This is a genomic window from Streptomyces sp. NPDC005070, from assembly GCF_053600395.1.
This window is the reverse complement of sequence record NZ_JBSFZS010000144.1, coordinates 1-16,902: the sequence shown is the minus strand read 5'-3', so window position 1 is coordinate 16,902 and position 16,902 is coordinate 1. Positions and strand designations below refer to the sequence as shown.

Genomic DNA, 16,902 nt, shown 5'->3' with positions numbered 1-16,902 from the left:
AGACGAGAGTTCCGGCGTCGGAGTGCGCGCTCTGCCTGGTGTCGCCCTGGGTGCCCGCCCTGGTGTCCCGCGCGGGACGCGTGCGCCGCCTCAGCGGCCCACCGCCCGCTTCAGCGAGCGCGCCCTGCGGGCGACCCGGCGCACGGTGGCGCTGCGCGGGATGAAGGCGAGCTGGGCCGGGACCGCCCCGGGCAGCGCCAGCGAGGTCAGGCGCTTGCGCTTGAAGTAGCGCCAGGTGTCCTCGGTGAGCTGGTGCGTCAGATAGCTCTCGGCCGCCGGACGCAGGTCGGGGTAGATCTTCGGCTGCATCGCGAAGCCGACGGCTCTCAGGAGCCGCGTCAGGTCCGCCACGTCCATGCCGGGGCGCCGCTCGGTGACCGCGGCGCCGTCCGCCAGGGCGGGCAGCAGCGCGTCGACGATGGTCACCGGGACGCGGTTGCTGTTCTCGTACGGGGTGAGCCGGTCCAGCAGCGAGCCGGTCCCGACGCGGGCGACCGGCAGGCCGTACAGCGCGGAGGCCGTGAGCAGCGCCGTGGAGAAGCAGCCGACGACCAGCGCGGGCCGCATCCGCTGGTAGAGCACCTCGGCGAGCACCGGGGTGTCGAGGACCGTGAGGTCCGCGCCCAGCTTCTCGGCCTCCTTCTCCAGCATCCGCGACCAGCGCGCCGGGGCGGAGGGATGCGGCTTGAACACCACACGGGTGTGGCCGAGCGCGAGGGCCCCCTTCAGCATCCGTACGTGGAGTTCCTCCTCCTCCTCGGCGGTGAGGATCTCCAGTGCCGAGAGGTACTGGCCGAGCAGCAGCGCCGGCTCGTCCATCGACGGCAGTTCGTCGCCGGTGTCGACGAGTTCCGCGAGCACCTTCACGAACGCGTCCGTGGGCACGATCTGCGGTTCGACGTCGAACTCGGTGAGCAGCAGCGGCTTCAGGCCGGGGACCAGGTCCAGATGGAGCAGCCGGGTCACCCGGGTGCCGACCAGCGGGTCGATCTTGTTGCGGGTGGGGCCGTAGCTCATCAGGCCGTCGGCGTACACCGTGACGGGCGCGCCCATGAAGATCTGGGAGACGCCGAGCGCCGGGTTGACCTGGATCGACTCCACGGCCAGTTCGATGTCGTCGTCGCCGAGGTTCCAGGCGAGCCGCAGATGCCGCTCCCACAGGGGGACGTCGTCCGGGCGCGGAGCCCAGCCGCCCGGGTGGAACGGAGAGATGGTCTCGTTCCACGAGATGACGTCGTCGAAGCGGCCGCGCAGCCGCTCGAAGCCGGGCATCGCGTCCACGGCGGGTGTCGTCTCCGGCGTCGCCGCGTTGTTGGAGACGAGCAGGATGCGCCGGTCGGCGGGCCCGAAGCTGTCGGTGTCGAGGGCCGCGGCGAGCGTGGCCGTGCCGTACAGCGTCGACGCCATGAAGATCTGGGTGGTCACGCGGCCACCCCCGCGGCGGGCGCGGGCCGTCGGCGCAGCCGGCGCAGCCGGGTGGCGCGCTGGACGTCCATCGAGTCGAGGGCCTCGTCGAGCACGCCCTGGGGCATTCGGCGCAGTGCGACGGCACTCATGGACTTCAGTTTCCGTGCCACCGCTGGCTCGAACCTTTCGATGGATCCCAGGTGATGGGAAATAATCGCGCAATACGTGCGCACGGCTTTGGGCAGGAGTTTCTCCGCGTCCCGGTCCTCGGCGGTTTCCGCCACGACCTGGTCGAACGCGCGAATGAAATCGAGTTGGCGCACGTCCCCGATCTGGGTGAGGGAGGAGGCGACGCCACGCCGGTAGAACACGCCGAGCAGCCCCACCGTGGCGAAGGATTCGGCCTCCCGGTGCAGCTTCCAGATCCACGGCCGGTCCTCGGCCGTGCGCAGCCCGTCGGTGAAGTGGAGCAGCCCCCGGTCGACCAGCCGGCGGTGGTAGATGCCCGCCCAGGCGTAGGCGTAGTCGACGGAGGTGGAACGGTCGGAGGGGAGGATGGCGTCACGGGGATTCAGGACGACCCCGCGTCTGCCGTGCGGGACACGGTGGACGGAGCGGGACCGCGCGGTGCACTGGACATGGTCCGTACGGACGAAGTCGCAGCCCAGATCCTCGATGGAGGACACGAGTTGTTCGTAGTATCCGGGGGCGAGCCAGTCGTCCCCGTCGAGAAACGTGAGGTACTCGCCACGCGCTGTGTCGATCCCGGTGTTGCGGGCCGTGGCCAGTCCTCCGTTCTTCTCGTGTCTGACATACACCGCACCCGGGAGCTCGCGCTCCGCGCGCGCGAGGATGTCCGGTGTCTCGTCGCGCGAGCAGTCGTCGACGAGAATGAATTCGAAATCCTGCCGTGCGTTCGCACGCAGGCTCTTCAGGGTGTCGGGCGCATATTGCTGCACGTTGTAGAACGGCACGATGACGGAGAGCTTGACCACCCCTGTGACGTTAGGGGGCGGCCCGGCATTCGTCTTTACCGTTGGTGAGATGCAAGGTGAACGACGCGTGGCGGTACCGTGAACCACGTCGTTTTCTCAGCTCATCCTGGGCTGATCCCCCATTCGTCGACGCGCTGTTAACCGTTTGTTGTATTCAGGTTGGGCCGCTCCTCGAAATGGCTTCCTAGCGTCTAGGACGTGCCAGCAAGTACCTCGAAGTCGCTGCGGGTGGCCGTCCTCGCGGATTCCGACACCCGGTGGAAATGGGGATCGCTCACCGCGAACCGCATCTCCCCGGCCGGATCGGATCTCCGCCTCGACGGATTCCTCCTGCGCGGCCGTGCCACCCCGACCGCCCGCCAGCTCGAAGAGGTAGGCGTCCGCGCGGACTCCCTCCGCGAGGTCACCGCCCTCGAGTTCCTGCGCGAGCTGGGCAAGGAGGACGACGTCTACGACGTCGTCGTGCTCGCCCTGGTCGGCGGAGCCGTCCAGGCGGTCCTGCACGGCCTGTCCCGTGCCTGGGAAGGACGCGCGAAGCGGCCCCTGGTCGTCACCGGCTATGTCGGCGTCGTCTACGAGAAGCTCGCCGACGGGCTGCTCCTGCGGCACGGCGCGGATCTCGTCCTCGCCAACTCCCGCCAGGACGCGGACCGCTTCCGGGCCGTGTACGAAGGAGTCGGCGCGGACGCCGGATCGGTGACCGAGGTCGCGCTGCCCTTCCTCGGCGGGGCCGCGTACACGGAGAACGACCCGTCCGCGGAGCAAGGGCGCGCGCCCTACACGGTCGTCTTCGCCGCCCAGCCCTCCGTACCGGAGAGCCGCAAGGACCGTACGTACCTGCTGGACCGGCTCGTCGGCCACGCGCGGCTCCACCCGGACCGCGAGGTCCTGCTCAAGCTGCGCTCCAAGCCGGGCGAACACACCACGCACATCGAGGAGTTGCCGTACCAGAAGCTGGTGCAGAAGGCGGACCCGCCGGCCAACTTCCGCCTGGTGTACGGGCACATGGGTGAGGTCCTCGACCGCACCGACCTGCTTGTCACCATCAGCTCCACCGCCGCCCTGGAATCCCTGCACCGGCGCATCCCCACCGTCGTCCTCAGCGACCTCGGGGTGCGCGAGGCGCTCGGCAACCACCACTTCGTGGGCTCCGGCTGCCTCGCCTCCTGGGACCAGCTCGACGAGGGGCACCGGCCGGTGCCCGACCCGGAGTGGGTGGCCCGGCAGGGCGTCGCCGCCGACGGATCGTACGAGACGGCCTTCGACGCGGCACGGCAGCGCATCACCGAACTGCTCGCGGCGGACGAGCTGCCGCCGCTCGCTCCCTACTACACCCCCGTCACCGCGCCCGGCTATCTGCCCGGCATCCTCGCCCGCCACCACCTCGGCCCGGACGGCAGCCCGCTGCCCGGCGCCCCGGCGGCGGACCGGGACCCCAGCCCCGTACGGCAGTTCGTGCGCCGGGCCGCCCGCGGTGCCTACCGCCACGGCGTCCAGCGCGTGGCACCGGTGATCCGGCGGATGGGCGAACTGTGAGCACCCCGACAGCGGGCGGCCCGCCGCCCCTCGCCCCCCACGCCTCCCTCACCTCCCTCGTCAAGGAGAACAGCGCATGACCAACTCGGAAGCGGGCCAGGCCGCGCCGGCGCGCCGCGTACTCGCGGTGATCCCCGCGCGCGGCGGCTCCAAGGGCGTGCCCGCCAAGAACCTCCTGCCCGTAGGCGGTGTGCCGCTGGTGGCCCGCGCGGTGCGCGAGTGCCGCGCCGCCCGCCTCGTGACGGACGTCGTCGTCTCCACCGACGACCAGGCCATCGCGGCGGCCGCCCGCCAGGCCGGCGCCGAGGTCGTGCTGCGCCCCGCCGCCATCGCCGGGGACACCGCCACCTCCGAGGCCGCCGTCCTGCACGCCATGGACACCCACGAGGCGCTGCACGGCTCCCCGGTCGACGTGGTCCTGCTCGTGCAGTGCACCAGCCCGTTCATCATCCGCGAGGACGTGGACGGCGTCGTGGACGCGATCGTCACGAACGGCGCGGACACCGCGCTGACCGTGGCCCCCTTCCACGGCTTCGTCTGGCGCGACGGGGACGACGAGCCCGCCGCCGCGGTGGCCGCCGGGACCGGGCACGCGGCGGTCGACGGCCGCACCGGCGTCCTGGTCGCCGACACCGCCACCAGCGGCGGCTACGGCGTCAACCACGACAAGTCCTTCCGGCCGCGCCGCCAGGACCGCCCCCAGGACCTCCTGGAGACCGGAGCCGTCTACGCGATGGAGGCCACCGGCTTCCGCGAGGCGAAGCACCGCTTCTTCGGCCGCACCGAACTCGTGCGCACCGACCCGGCCCGCGTGCTGGAGATCGACGACCCCCACGACCTCGCCCGCGCCCGGGCCCTCGCGCCGCTCTTCGACGCGAACCGGCCCGGCACACTTCCGACCGCCGACGACATCGACGCGGTCGTCCTCGACTTCGACGGCACCCAGACCGACGACAGGGTGCTGATCGACTCCGACGGACGGGAGTTCGTCTCCGTGCACCGCGGGGACGGCCTCGGTATCGCCGCCCTCCGCAAGAGCGGGCTGACGATGCTGATCCTGTCCACGGAACAGAACCCGGTCGTCGCCGCCCGGGCCCGGAAGCTCAAGATCCCGGTCCTCCACGGCATCGACCGGAAAGACCTCGCACTGAAGCAGTGGTGCGAGGAGCAGGGCATCGCGCCTGAGCGCGTGCTCTACGTCGGCAACGACGTCAACGACCTCCCGTGCTTCGCCCTCGTGGGCTGGCCCGTGGCGGTCGCGAGCGCCCACGACGTCGTGCGCGGCGCCGCACGCGCGGTCACCACCGTCCCCGGTGGCGACGGCGCGATCCGAGAGATCGCCAGCTGGATCCTCGGCCCTTCTCTCGACTCCCTCGACAAGTAAGGAACTTCTCCACCATGAGCACCAACTCTCGTCTGCGTCAGTTCGGTTCGAAGACCGCCGGTCCTGGCCACCCCGTCTACGTCGTGGGTGAGATCGGCATCAACCACAACGGTGAGCTGGAGAACGCCTTCAAGCTCATCGACGCGGCCGCCGAGGCCGGCTGTGACGCCGTCAAGTTCCAGAAGCGCACCCCGGAGATCTGCACCCCGCGCGACCAGTGGGACATCGAGCGCGACACCCCCTGGGGCCGCATGACCTACATCGACTACCGCCACCGCGTGGAGTTCGGTGAGGACGAGTACCGCCAGATCGACGAGTACGCCAAGAGCAAGAACATCGACTGGTTCGCCTCCCCGTGGGACACCGAGGCCGTCGCCTTCCTGGAGAAGTTCGACGTCCCGGCCCACAAGGTCGCCTCCGCCTCGCTGACCGACGACGAGCTGCTCCGCGCCCTGCGCGGCACCGGCCGCACGGTCATCCTCTCCACCGGCATGTCGACGCCGAAGCAGATCCGTCACGCGGTCGAGGTCCTCGGCAGCGACAACATCCTGATGTGCCACGCCACGTCGACCTACCCGGCGCAGGCCGAGGAGCTCAACCTCCGCGTCATCAACACCCTCCAGGCGGAGTACCCGAACGTCCCGATCGGCTACTCCGGCCACGAGACGGGCCTGCAGACCACGCTCGCCGCGGTCGCCCTCGGTGCCACCTTCGTCGAGCGTCACATCACCCTCGACCGCGCGATGTGGGGCTCCGACCAGGCCGCCTCCGTCGAGCCGCAGGGCCTGACCCGCCTCGTCCGCGACATCCGCACCATCGAGGCCTCCCTCGGCGACGGCGTCAAGAAGGTCTACGACTCCGAGCTCGGCCCGATGAAGAAGCTGCGCCGCGTCACGGGCGTCGTCGCCGAGGCCGAGATCGCCGCGGCCGCGGGCGAGCCCGTCTCGGTCTGAACGCCCTGAATCCCTTACGACGGGACGGTCGTACGTCGATGAGCCCCCGCGCCGGTTCCGCCGGCTCCCCCACTCTCGCCTTCGTCGAGAGCCCGGTACAGCTCCTGAACGTGCTGGAGTGGGCGCACGCGCATGCCCACAACGGTGCGGCGCCCGGCGCGGGGCTCACCCTCGTCGTCCTGTCACCCAACGACCCGATGACGCGCGGCCAGCTCCGCCGGATGGCGGAACTGGCCCGCGACGAGGGGCACACGGTCCGCTGGGAGGAGGCGCGCGGCGGCACCACGGCCCCCTTCCACACCATCGGGGGACTGGCGCGGCTGCTGCGCCGGGCCCGGCGGATCGTGATGGGGGACCCGTTCTCCCGCTACGTGCAGCTTCTGCTGACCATCACCAAGGCGCGCGACCTGGTGGTGGTCGACGACGGCACGGCGACGATGGAGTTCGTCGCCCAGCTCGCCCGCGGTGAACGACTGGTGCGCTGGCACCGGCGCGGCGGCCGCCCCGGCCCGCGGGACGTGCTCTTCGCCCCCGTGTCCGCCTCGGCCCGCCGCCGGCTGACGCCCAGCGAGCACCGTACGGTCGAGGTCTTCTCCTCGATGCCGATCGAATCGGCGCCGGACGGTGTCACGATCACCCCCAACGACTTCTCCTGGACCCGGGCCCGGTTCGGCCCGCCGCGCATCACCAGGACCGCGGACATGGTCGGCACCTCGCTCGTCGAGACGGGCGTGGTCGACCCCGACCGCTACCTGGACGCGGTCCGCTCGCTCGCCAAGGCGCACGGCGCGACCCGCTATTTCGCGCACCGCCGCGAGAGCGCGGACAAACTGCACCGGCTGGCCGCCGAGACGGGCCTGGAGATCGTCCGTCCCGACCTGCCGCTCGAACTGATCGCCCGGCGCGGCCCCATAGGCCGCACGATCCTGAGCTTCCCGTCGACGGTCGTCCACACGCTGCCGCTCGCCCTGGCCGGCACCGAGGTGCGGGTCGCGGTCTGCGACATCGACCCGGCCTGGCTGACGGAGAACGCCTCACCGCGGGCCCAGGGCTTCCTGTCCGGGGTCACCGGGACCGCCCGGGACGTCCACCGTCTCCCGGCGGTATCCACCCTCTAGTTCAAGCCACCAGCACATTCAGGCATGCAGAGCCCGGCGCACCGCGCCGGGCTCTGCCGTTGGTCCATACCGCGATCTACGCGGATCATCAGGACCGCCCTCCGCCCATCCTCCACGACGAACGCACCGAACGGTCGTGTGCTGTTCACCAGTTCTCCACAACGCGCGCGTTAGGGCGACACGATCCGGCCATTGAATCGCTGCGCGCGGTACCGGCCGTCGGTCGCGCGGCGATTCCGTTTCCGGAGTGGGGGGCAGCAGGTGGCGTCCGCGCAAGAGGAGTCCGACAGACCGGAGTCCGGAAGAGCAGAGCCCGGAGGGGCAGAGCTCGGAGGATCCGAGTCCAAGGAATCGACGTCCGGCAGACAGGGGCCGGCCGGACCGGGGTCCGGGACGGAGAGCCGCGCACTCGCTCCCCGGCGGCTCAACGCGGCCCGCGGGCTCGGTGACCGCGTCTTCCGCTACCAGCTCACCGCCACCGGCATCGCCGTCCTCGCCGTCATGGCGGGGGTCGGACTCTTCCTCCTCCTGAGGGCCGGTCAGGCGCTGCGCGCCCGGGGCTTCGGCTTCCTCACCACCGCCGCATGGCAGCCGGACGTCCACAACTTCGGCATCGCGGCCGTCCTCACCGGCACCGTCCTCATCGCCCTCGTCGCGGTGGTGATCTCCGTACCGCTGGCCGTCGGGACCGCGCTGTTCATCTCCGACGTCGCCCCGCGCAAACTGCGCCGCACCCTGGTGACCATGGTCGACCTGATGGCGGCCGTCCCGTCGGTGGTCTACGGACTGTGGGGGCTGTTCTTCCTCCAGCAGCACGTCATCGGCCTGTCGCGCTGGCTGTCCGAATGGCTGGGCTGGATCCCCCTGTTCAAGGTGGACGGCACCCAGCCGGGCGAACCGCTCGCCACCGAGAGCGTGTTCACCGCGTCCACCTTCGTCGCCGGGATCGTCGTCGCGCTGATGGTCGCCCCGATCCAGTGCTCGGTGATGCGCGAGGTCTTCTCGCAGGCCCCGGCCGGCGAACGCGAGGGCGCCTACGCGCTCGGCGCGACCCGCTGGGGCATGATCCGCTCGGTCGTCCTGCCGTACGGCAAGGGCGGCATGATCGGCGGCACCATGCTCGGGCTCGGCCGGGCGCTCGGCGAGACCATCGCGGTCTACCTGATCATCTCGCCGGTCTTCGTCATCCAGCCGCACATCCTGCAGACCGGCTCCAACTCGGTGTCCTCGCTGATCGCCCTGCACTACGGCGACGCCTCCGACTTCGGTATGTCGGCGCTGATGGCGGCGGGCCTGGCGCTGTTCCTGCTCACCCTGGCGGTCAACTTCACCGCCTCCACCGTGGTGGCCCGCAGCCGTTCCGGCGCGCAGAGCGAGGCATGAGATGACCGTCATCGAAGAGACCATTCCGACCGCCGTGCCGGACGCGGCTCCCGTGGGCACGGACAACGCGGTGGAGCACGCGCCGGAGCCCCTCCGGCCGCGCCGCATCGGCGGGGTCACCCGCACCGGAGTGCTGTCCCTGTGCGGTGCCGCCGCCGCCGGACTCTGCGTCACCGTCCTGCTGTTCGGCCAACTCGCCCCGTTCTCGGGCGCGCTGGGCTTCACCGTCACCACCTACCTCGCCTTCCTGGCGATCTACGCGGTGCTCACCGGGCTCGACGAGGACGGCCAGGCCGTACGCGACCGGGTCATGACGGTCGTGCTGTGGACGGCGGCCGCACTGCTGTTCTCCGGCCTGTTCATGGTCGTCGGCTTCACCGCCTGGCGCGGCCGGGAGGCACTGCCGCACGCCAACTTCTTCACCCAGGACATGCAGGCGGCGGGCCCTCTCGACCCGCTCACCCACGGCGGCATCGCCCACGCGATGCTCGGCACCCTCACCATGATCGCCATCGCGCTGGCGATCACCGTGCCGCTGGGCCTCGCCTGCGCCGTCTATCTGAACCAGATCCCGGGCCGGTTCTCCCGGTTCGTCCGCACGATCGTCGAGGCGATGACCGCGCTGCCCTCGATCGTCGCCGGTCTGATGGTGTACGCCACCTGGATCCTCGGCCTCGGCATGCAGAAGTCGGGACTCGCGGCCGGCTTCGCGATCAGCGTGATGATGCTGCCGATCGTGATCCGGGCCTCCGACGTGGTGCTGCGCCTGGTGCCCGGCAACCTCACCGAGGCCGCTGAGGCGCTCGGCGCGCCGCGCTGGCGCACGGTGTGGCACGTCGTGCTGCCCACCGCCCGCTCCGGCCTCGCCACCGCAGTCATCCTCGGCACCGCCCGGGGGATCGGCGAGACCTCGCCCGTCCTGCTCACTGCCGGCTTCACCACCGCGCTCAACGTGAACGCGACGAGCGGGCCGATGGTCTCGCTGCCGCTCGCGGTCTTCAACTTCGTCAAGTCGCCCGAGCCCGCCTACATCGCCCGCGGCTTCGGCGCCGCCGCCGTCCTGATGGCCCTCGTCCTGGTGCTGTTCGTGATCGCCCGGGTCATCGGCGGACGCGGCCCCGGCCACCAGACCAAGCGTCAGGCCCGCCGTACCGCACGCGCCTCGCGCCAGGACGTCCGGCGTTTCGAGGACCTGCACGCGCCCGGCCTGTCCCTGTTCGAGACCCCCGGGGAACCGCATCCCGCGGGAGACGCCCCGTCCGCACCCGCCACCGGAGAGACCGACTGATGCGCAGCCACCTCCACACCGCCCTCGGGCGCCTTCGGGCGCTCGGGACGCTCGGCGCGCTGCTCGGCGTGATCGCCGCGCTGCTGGCCGGCCCGCTGGCGGCCCCCGCCGCGGCGGAGAGCTACACGCCCATATCCGGCGCCGGTTCCACCTGGGCCGAGAACGCCGTCGACGAATGGCGGCGCGCCGTCAACCAGTACGGCATGCGGATCAGCTACGCCGGCACCGGATCCTCCGACGGCCGCCGTCAGTTCCTCAGCGGCACCGTCGACTTCGCCGTCTCGGACATCCCGTTCCAGACGCACCCGACCGACGGCTCGGCCGCCGAGCGGCCCGCGTCCGGGTCGTACGCCTACATGCCGATCGTGGCCGGCGGCACCGTCTTCATGTACCACCTGACCGTCAACGGCAAGCGGGTCACCAACCTGCGCCTGTCCGGCGACGTGGTCACCAAGATCTTCACCGGTGCCGTCAAGACCTGGGACGACCCGGTCATCAAGGCCGACAACCCGGGGATCCAGCTCCCGCACCGCACCATCGTCCCCGTCGTACGCTCCGACGGCTCGGGCTCCACCGCCCAGTTCACGATGTGGATGGCCAACCAGCACAAGTCGCTGTGGCAGGCCTACTGCCGCAAGGTCGGCCGCTCCGGAGCCTGCGGGCAGACCTCGTACTACCCGACCGTCTCCGGAATGATCGCCCAGTCCGGCGACCTCGGCGTCGCGGGCTACGTCGCCCAGAACTACGGCGAGGGCGCGATCGGGTACGTCAACTACTCGTACGCCCTGAACGCGCACTATCCGGTCGCCAAGGTCCTCAACCACGCCGGCTACTACACCGAGCCGACCCCGCAGAACGTCGCGGTCTCGCTGCTCAAGGCGAAGATCAACACCGACAGGAACTCCGCGGACTACCTGACCCAGAAGCTCGAGGGCGTCTACAACGACTCCGACCGGCGCAACTACCCGCTGTCCAGCTACTCGTACATGATCCTGCCCCTGAAGGTGCAGGGCACCTTCACCAAGGCCAAGGGCAAGACGCTCGGCGCGTTCTCGTACTACTTCATGTGCCAGGGCCAGCAGCAGGCGCCCTCACTCGGCTACTCGCCGCTGCCGATCAACCTCGTCAAGGCGGGCTTCGACCAGATCCGCCGCATCCCGGGCGTGCAGGCCCAGAGCGTCAACATCAAGGGCTGCAACAACCCGACCTTCTCCAGCGACGGGCACAACAAGCTCGCCGACACCGCCCCCTACCCGGCGGCCTGCGACAAGAAGGGCGCCGCGCCCTGCACCACCGGCAGTGGTGGCGCCAAGGCGGGCGGCAGCTCGGGCGGTTCGGGCTCCACCGGCGGTACGAGCGGCGGCTCCACCTCGGGCGGCTCCACCGGAGGGAGCACCGGCGGCAGCAGCGGCGGGAGTTCGGGCGGCGGCAGTACCGCCACGGGAGGCGGAACCGGCGGCAGCGCCGAACCGGTCGTCGACCCGGACACCGGCCAGACCCTCTCGCCCGGTTCGGGCGGCGGCTCGGGGACCGGTTCCTCGGGCGGCAGCGGCGGCGGCACCGGCGGGTCCGGCGCGGCGGCCGACACCATCGCGCTCGCCCAGCCGGTCTCCGTGTCCGGCAGCCAGGGCTGGTCCAGCACCCAGACGCTGATGCTGATCGCCGCCTTCCTGGTCCTCGGCCTCGTCCTGCTGCCCTCCGTGGTGTCCCGGGCGATCGCCGGGCGCGGCGCGGGCAAGGACTCCGGAGAGGGGCAGAAGCGATGAGACCCCGCATCACCGGCTCCCGCACGACCGGAGCACGCATCACCGACTCCCGCCCGACCGGCTCCCGCACGACCGGAGCACGCACCGCCGGCTCCCGCACCACGGGAGCCGACAGCGCCGGACCCGGTGGCGCGCGGGCGGCGGTCATGGGCTCGCGGACACGTGGGAACGCGATGCTCCGCATGCGCCGGCTGCTCCTGCGCGTCGTCGCGGGCGCGGCCGCGGGCGCCCTCGCCGGACTCGGCGTGGCCCAGGCCGCCGCCCCCGCCTCCGCGGCGGGCACCGCCACCGGCTCCTCGGCCGTCACGGTCTCCGGCCGCGGCGAGTTCAAGGACATGAGGTTCACCGTCGACCAGACCACCCACCTGACCAGTCAGGCGGTCACGGTCTCCTGGTCCGGCGGCACCCCGACCACGTTCGCCGGCACGCTGTTCAACACCGACTTCGTGCAGATCATGCAGTGCTGGGGCGACGACGACGGCACGGTGCAGTCCAACCCGGGCCCCTCGCGCACCCAGTGCCAGTACGGCGCCTCGCCGACCACCGACCGCGGGAGCTGGCCCGGCAACGACTACGACGACACCCGCAAGGTCTTCTACAGCGCCGACCCCGCCAACTACGGCCAGGACGACCGGTACGGGGCCGCCAACCCCAACGCCCCGGGCGAGGTGCCCTTCAAGTCCGTCGACGGCACGGTGATCACCTCCGGCACCCAGAACAACGCCTTCTTCAACCGCAACACCACCAACGAGGTCGACTTCGCCCGCACCGGCGCCGACGGCACCGGAAAGGAGTACTTCGAGGTCCAGACCGCCAACGAGGCCCCGCACCTGGGCTGCGGTGTGCCGGTCACGGTCAACGGGGGCACCAAGCCCCGTTCCTGCTGGCTGGTCATCGTCCCGCAGGGCCACCTCGACCTGGACGGCAGCCCGTACGCCGACCACAGCCAGGTCAACGCCGGATCCCCCGTCTCCTCCACCAACTGGAAGAACCGGGTGGCCATCCCGCTCGGCTTCAACTCCGTCGGCACCAACTGCGCCCTCGGCGCCGACGAGCGCGCCACCATCGGCAGCGAGCTCGCCGCCGACGCCATGACGAGCTGGCAGGCGGCCCTGTGCCCGACCGGCACGGTGTACGGCTACACCGAGCTCGGCGAGCCGGACACCCGTGCCCGCCTCACCGCCGACGGCTCCTCCGGACTCGCCTTCACCACCCGCGCCCTCGGAGCCGACACGGGGACCACGGCACCCTCCGGCCAGACCGTGTACGCGCCCGTCGCGCTCTCCGGAACCGTCATCGGCTTCACCGTCGAACGCAGACCCAAGGCCGGCGCGCCGGACTCCATCCGCAAACTCGCCGGAACCAAGGTCGAGTCCGTCGACCTCACCCCGCGCCTGGTCGCCAAACTGCTCACCGAGTCCTACCGCAACTCGCCCTGGGGAGCCGTCCTCGGTGACGCGGCGGCCACCGGCTACGACTGGGCGAAGAACAACTCCGCGGGCCTGGCGAGCGACCCCGAGTTCATCTCCCTGAACCCCGAGTTCGCGGACCTGTCGGTCTCCGAGACCCCGTCCACCGACACCGACCTGATCACCTCGCTCGGGCACAGCGACTCCGCCCGCGCCCTGTGGCAGTGGATCCTCGCCGACAAGGACGCCCGCGGCTTCCTCGCCGGCGAGACGGACGCCTGGGGCGCCAAGGTCAACCCGTACTACAGCACCACCGCGTCCCGTAACCCGACCGGCATCGCCTTCGACCCCGCGAACTCCGACGACTACCCCAAGAGCGACCCCTGGTGCACGATCCCGCCGGGCACCGACGCCACCGTCAAGCAGTGCATGACCGACTTCCACCCCTACGTCGAGGACATGCACTCCGGCGCCCTGCACACCCGGCGCGCCGACACCCTCTGGAAGTCGAGCTGGGACGCGCTCGCCAACCCGCCGTCCTTCAAGAGCCCCGGCCCCCAGACGGTCGGCTCCCGGTTCGTGATCACCGTCACCGACGCGGCCTCCGCCGCGCGCTACGGCCTTCAGACAGCCCGGCTGCGCAACACCGCCGGCACGTTCGTCGGCCCCTCCGCCTCGTCCCTGACCGCGGCGGCCACCGGTGTCACCGGCTCCGGAGCCCCCGAGATCACCCCGGCCACGGCCGGCGCGGAGGGCGCCTACCCGCTCGCCCAGCTCGTCTACGCGGCCGTCAGGCCGGCCGGGATCGACGCGGCCGCCCGTAAGGACTACGCGGCCCTGCTGCGGTACGCCGCCGGTGACGGACAGACCAGCGGCGCCGACCCGGGCCTGCTCCCGGGCGGCTACGCCCCGCTCTCCGCCGCCCTGCGCACCAAGGCGACCACGGCCGCCGACGCCCTCGTCGACTACAAGGGACCCTCCCCGACACCCTCCGGCTCCGGTTCCACCGGCGGATCGAGCGGCGGCACCACGGGCGGCAGCGACTCCGCGGTGTCCGGCGGCTCCGGCGGCGGCACGGACGACACCGGCACCGGCGGTTCCACGGGCGGCTCCACGGGCGGCGACGGCGGCAGCGGTGCCACACCGAGCGCCGGCGCGAGCTCGAAGCCGAGCGCCGCCGCGTCCTACGACGGCGGCAAGGCCGTGGAGACCACCGCGCTGGGCACCACGCCGGACGACCCGGCCAACTCCCTGCGGTACGCCGTCCCGGTCGGAGCCGCGCTCGGCGCCGTCGCCGGCATCGGCGCGCCGTTCGCCGGCGGCGGCAGGCTCCGCCTCCCGCTGCGCGTCCCGCTGCCCGGCGGCCGTGCGGTGACCGTCCCCGCGGTCGCCCTGCCCGAGTGGCTGCGCAAACGGCTGCCCTCGGGCCGGAGCTGAGCCACCGGAGCGTGGGCCCGCCGGGCCCCGCTCCCCACAGACGGCCGCCCGCCCCGAAAGGCAGTCGGGGCGGACGGCCCGTACCACCCTGCCAGATCCACCCGACGTCACCTCGCACACCCTCTGGAGACTCTCAATGCGCACGACGCGCCTCTCGGCGGCCATGGTCGCCGCCGCCGTGGTGTCCGGCACGCTGGCTCTGGCGAGCCCGGCGTCCGCCGACCCCACCCCCGCCGGAACCTTCCGCAGCCTCGTCGGCGTGGGCTCGGACACCACCCAGGACGTGCTCAACGCCCTGGCCGGCGACACCGTCAACGGCAACTCCTACACGGCCACCGCCGTGAAGTCGGCCACCGGCGCGGGCATCGCCTCGTACGACGCGATCGAGCCCGGCACCGGCTCCACCACCTCGAACATCCAGACCCGTACGGGCGGCCCGACCTTCCAGCGCCCGAACGGCTCCGGCAAGGGCCGCCTCGCCCTCAGCATGTCGCTGACCGGCGACAAGTACCCCGACAGCTCGGGTGTCTCCATCAAGGGCCAGGTCGACTTCGCCCGCTCCTCCAGCGGCCCGAGCACCTCCGGAACCGCCTTCACCTACATCCCGTTCGCGCGGGACGCGGTCGGCGTCGCCGTCCGCGGCTCGGCCCTCAACACGCTGACCGTCGACCAGCTCCACGACATCTACTCGGGCACGCTGACCGAGGTGGGCGGCCAGACCGTGCACCCGAAGATCCCGCAGAGCGGCTCCGGCACCCGCAAGTTCTTCCTCGGCGCCATCGGCCTCACCGACGCCACGCTCTCCCCGACCGTCGCGACCGTCCAGGAGAACCAGGCCAACGGCGCCCTCGACGCGGACGGCGCGCTCGTCCCGTTCTCGGTGGGAAGCTGGATCGCCCAGAACAACGGCATCTCCCCGGACTTCAGCACCACCGCGGCCGCCGCCGGCGCCCACCTGGCCGCCGTGCAGCTTCCCGGTGACACCGGCGCCACCACCCCGGTCGCCACCGTGAACGGCAAGCTCGCCCCCGTCGGCGCCTACTACGAGAACGCCACCTTCGGCCGCGACGTCTACAACGTCGTCCCGAGCCGGGCGATCGACCCGACCAGCATCTTCTTCGACAAGGACCTCTACGACGTCTTCGTCACCAGCGGCGCGCACGAGGCGGGCCTCGCCTCCGACGCCGCCGAGGGCGTCATCGCCAAGTTCGGCTTCGTGAACGAGTCCTACAACGGCTCGGTCAACCTCGCCAAGCACGCCAAGCTCGGCGGCCTGGAGGAGTCCGGCGTCGACGCCGCCACTCCGGCCGCGCCGTCCCTGAGCGGGACCCGCGGCGACGGCAGCGTCAAGCTGAACTGGACCGCCCCGGCCGCCACCGGCCTCCCCGTCACCGACTACCGCGTGACCCTGACCGGTTCGGACGGCGCCGTCGTGGCCGTCAAGGACGTCCCGGCCACCACCACGTCGTACACCTTCAGCGGTCTGGCCCTCGGCCACTACACCGCCACGGTCTCCGCCGCCAACCTCAACGGCAGCGGTGCCGTCGCCACCTGGACCGGCGACATCAAGTACACGACCACCCTGAAGGCGACCACCGCGACGACCGCGTACGGCAAGACCCCCAAGGTCGCCGTCACGGTCACCGACACGCACGGAGTGGTCCCCACCGGCACGGTCACCGTGAAGGAAGGCACCACCACGCTCGGCACGGGCACCCTGGACAGCACCGGCAAGGTTTCCGTCAGCCTGTCCAGCCACCTGAAGGTCGCCAAGCACAACCTCACGGTGTCGTACGCCGGCAACAGCAAGCTGCTGACGTCCAACGCGACCACCTCGGTGACCGTCTCGAAGGCGGCCCCGAGCGTCGGCACCACGGCGCCGGCCTCGATCAGCCACCTCTCGCAGGCCAAGGTCGGCGTCAAGGTCACCGCGACCGGCACCACGCCGACCGGCACGGTCCGCATCTACGAAGGCTCGCACGTCATCGCCACCGGCACCCTGAGCGGCGGCAAGGTGACCGTCAAGCTGCCGAAGCTGTCCCGCGGCACCCACACCCTGCACGCCTGGTACGTGGGTTCCACCACGGTGAACTCGAAGAACGGCGCCGACTTCAGGATCAAGTCCACCTGATCCGCGGCTCCTCGAACCACCCTCTCGCCGGGGGCGTCCGGGTGGCGGGCGGGCTCGTCCCCGTCGACCCGGGGGTGCAGGACGAAATGGCGCGC

Annotated in this window: 11 protein-coding genes; 9 read left to right on the top strand and 2 right to left on the bottom strand. The window is 71.6% G+C overall.

Annotated features, from left to right (window positions below; genetic code table 11):
• Window positions 1-90 precede the first annotated feature (90 nt).
• Both ACWEBX_RS32340 and ACWEBX_RS32335 read right to left on the bottom strand, forming a co-directional pair.
• On the bottom strand, window positions 91-1,425 hold the full coding sequence (locus tag ACWEBX_RS32340; protein ID WP_451888329.1) for a polysialyltransferase family glycosyltransferase: 1,335 nt from the start codon (window positions 1,423-1,425) through the stop codon (window positions 91-93).
• Window positions 1,422-2,402 (bottom strand): glycosyltransferase family 2 protein, encoded by a 981-nt coding sequence (locus ACWEBX_RS32335; RefSeq protein WP_355759650.1) that lies wholly within the window; start codon window positions 2,400-2,402, stop codon window positions 1,422-1,424. Before ACWEBX_RS32335 ends, ACWEBX_RS32340 begins: the two co-directional genes overlap by 4 nt.
• A gap of 198 nt (window positions 2,403-2,600) precedes the next feature.
• Here ACWEBX_RS32335 and ACWEBX_RS32330 point away from each other — a divergent pair, with 198 nt between their 5' ends.
• From ACWEBX_RS32330 to ACWEBX_RS32290, 9 genes are all read left to right on the top strand, one after another.
• Window positions 2,601-3,938 (top strand): DUF6716 putative glycosyltransferase, encoded by a 1,338-nt coding sequence (locus ACWEBX_RS32330; RefSeq protein WP_451888328.1) that lies wholly within the window; start codon window positions 2,601-2,603, stop codon window positions 3,936-3,938.
• A 76-nt stretch (window positions 3,939-4,014) separates the two neighbouring features.
• Entirely contained in the window at window positions 4,015-5,322 is a 1,308-nt protein-coding gene (locus tag ACWEBX_RS32325; RefSeq protein ID WP_451888327.1) for a cytidylyltransferase domain-containing protein, read from the top strand.
• 14 nt (window positions 5,323-5,336) lie between these two features.
• Entirely contained in the window at window positions 5,337-6,275 is a 939-nt protein-coding gene (locus tag ACWEBX_RS32320) for an N-acetylneuraminate synthase family protein (protein ID WP_355759645.1), read from the top strand.
• A gap of 38 nt (window positions 6,276-6,313) precedes the next feature.
• Window positions 6,314-7,393, top strand: coding sequence for a hypothetical protein (locus ACWEBX_RS32315; RefSeq protein WP_451888326.1), 1,080 nt, complete (start codon window positions 6,314-6,316; stop codon window positions 7,391-7,393).
• A 261-nt stretch (window positions 7,394-7,654) separates the two neighbouring features.
• On the top strand, window positions 7,655-8,776 hold the full coding sequence (gene pstC, locus ACWEBX_RS32310; protein WP_451888325.1) for a phosphate ABC transporter permease subunit PstC: 1,122 nt from the start codon (window positions 7,655-7,657) through the stop codon (window positions 8,774-8,776).
• Window position 8,777: 1 nt separating this feature from the next.
• Window positions 8,778-10,064, top strand: a complete 1,287-nt coding sequence (pstA, locus tag ACWEBX_RS32305) for a phosphate ABC transporter permease PstA (RefSeq protein ID WP_451888324.1) — start codon at window positions 8,778-8,780, stop codon at window positions 10,062-10,064.
• Entirely contained in the window at window positions 10,064-11,830 is a 1,767-nt protein-coding gene (locus ACWEBX_RS32300) for a substrate-binding domain-containing protein (protein WP_451888323.1), read from the top strand. Before pstA ends, ACWEBX_RS32300 begins: the two co-directional genes overlap by 1 nt.
• Entirely contained in the window at window positions 11,827-14,676 is a 2,850-nt protein-coding gene (locus tag ACWEBX_RS32295) for a hypothetical protein (RefSeq protein ID WP_451888322.1), read from the top strand. The genes ACWEBX_RS32300 and ACWEBX_RS32295 overlap by 4 nt, the downstream gene beginning before the upstream one ends.
• A gap of 136 nt (window positions 14,677-14,812) precedes the next feature.
• Window positions 14,813-16,807 carry an Ig-like domain repeat protein gene (locus ACWEBX_RS32290; RefSeq protein ID WP_451888321.1) on the top strand — a complete coding sequence of 665 codons (1,995 nt, stop codon included), beginning with the start codon at window positions 14,813-14,815 and terminating at the stop codon, window positions 16,805-16,807.
• The last annotated feature ends 95 nt before the right edge of the window (window positions 16,808-16,902 follow it).

Coding starts and splice junctions, on each gene's coding strand:
- ACWEBX_RS32300 (WP_451888323.1), top strand. CDS start 10,064: ATGCGCAGCCACCTCCACACCGCCCTCGGGCGCCTTCGGGCGCTCGGG.
- ACWEBX_RS32290 (WP_451888321.1), top strand. CDS start 14,813: ATGCGCACGACGCGCCTCTCGGCGGCCATGGTCGCCGCCGCCGTGGTG.
- ACWEBX_RS32295 (WP_451888322.1), top strand. CDS start 11,827: ATGAGACCCCGCATCACCGGCTCCCGCACGACCGGAGCACGCATCACC.
- ACWEBX_RS32320 (WP_355759645.1), top strand. CDS start 5,337: ATGAGCACCAACTCTCGTCTGCGTCAGTTCGGTTCGAAGACCGCCGGT.
- ACWEBX_RS32325 (WP_451888327.1), top strand. CDS start 4,015: ATGACCAACTCGGAAGCGGGCCAGGCCGCGCCGGCGCGCCGCGTACTC.
- pstA (WP_451888324.1), top strand. CDS start 8,778: ATGACCGTCATCGAAGAGACCATTCCGACCGCCGTGCCGGACGCGGCT.
- ACWEBX_RS32315 (WP_451888326.1), top strand. CDS start 6,314: ATGAGCCCCCGCGCCGGTTCCGCCGGCTCCCCCACTCTCGCCTTCGTC.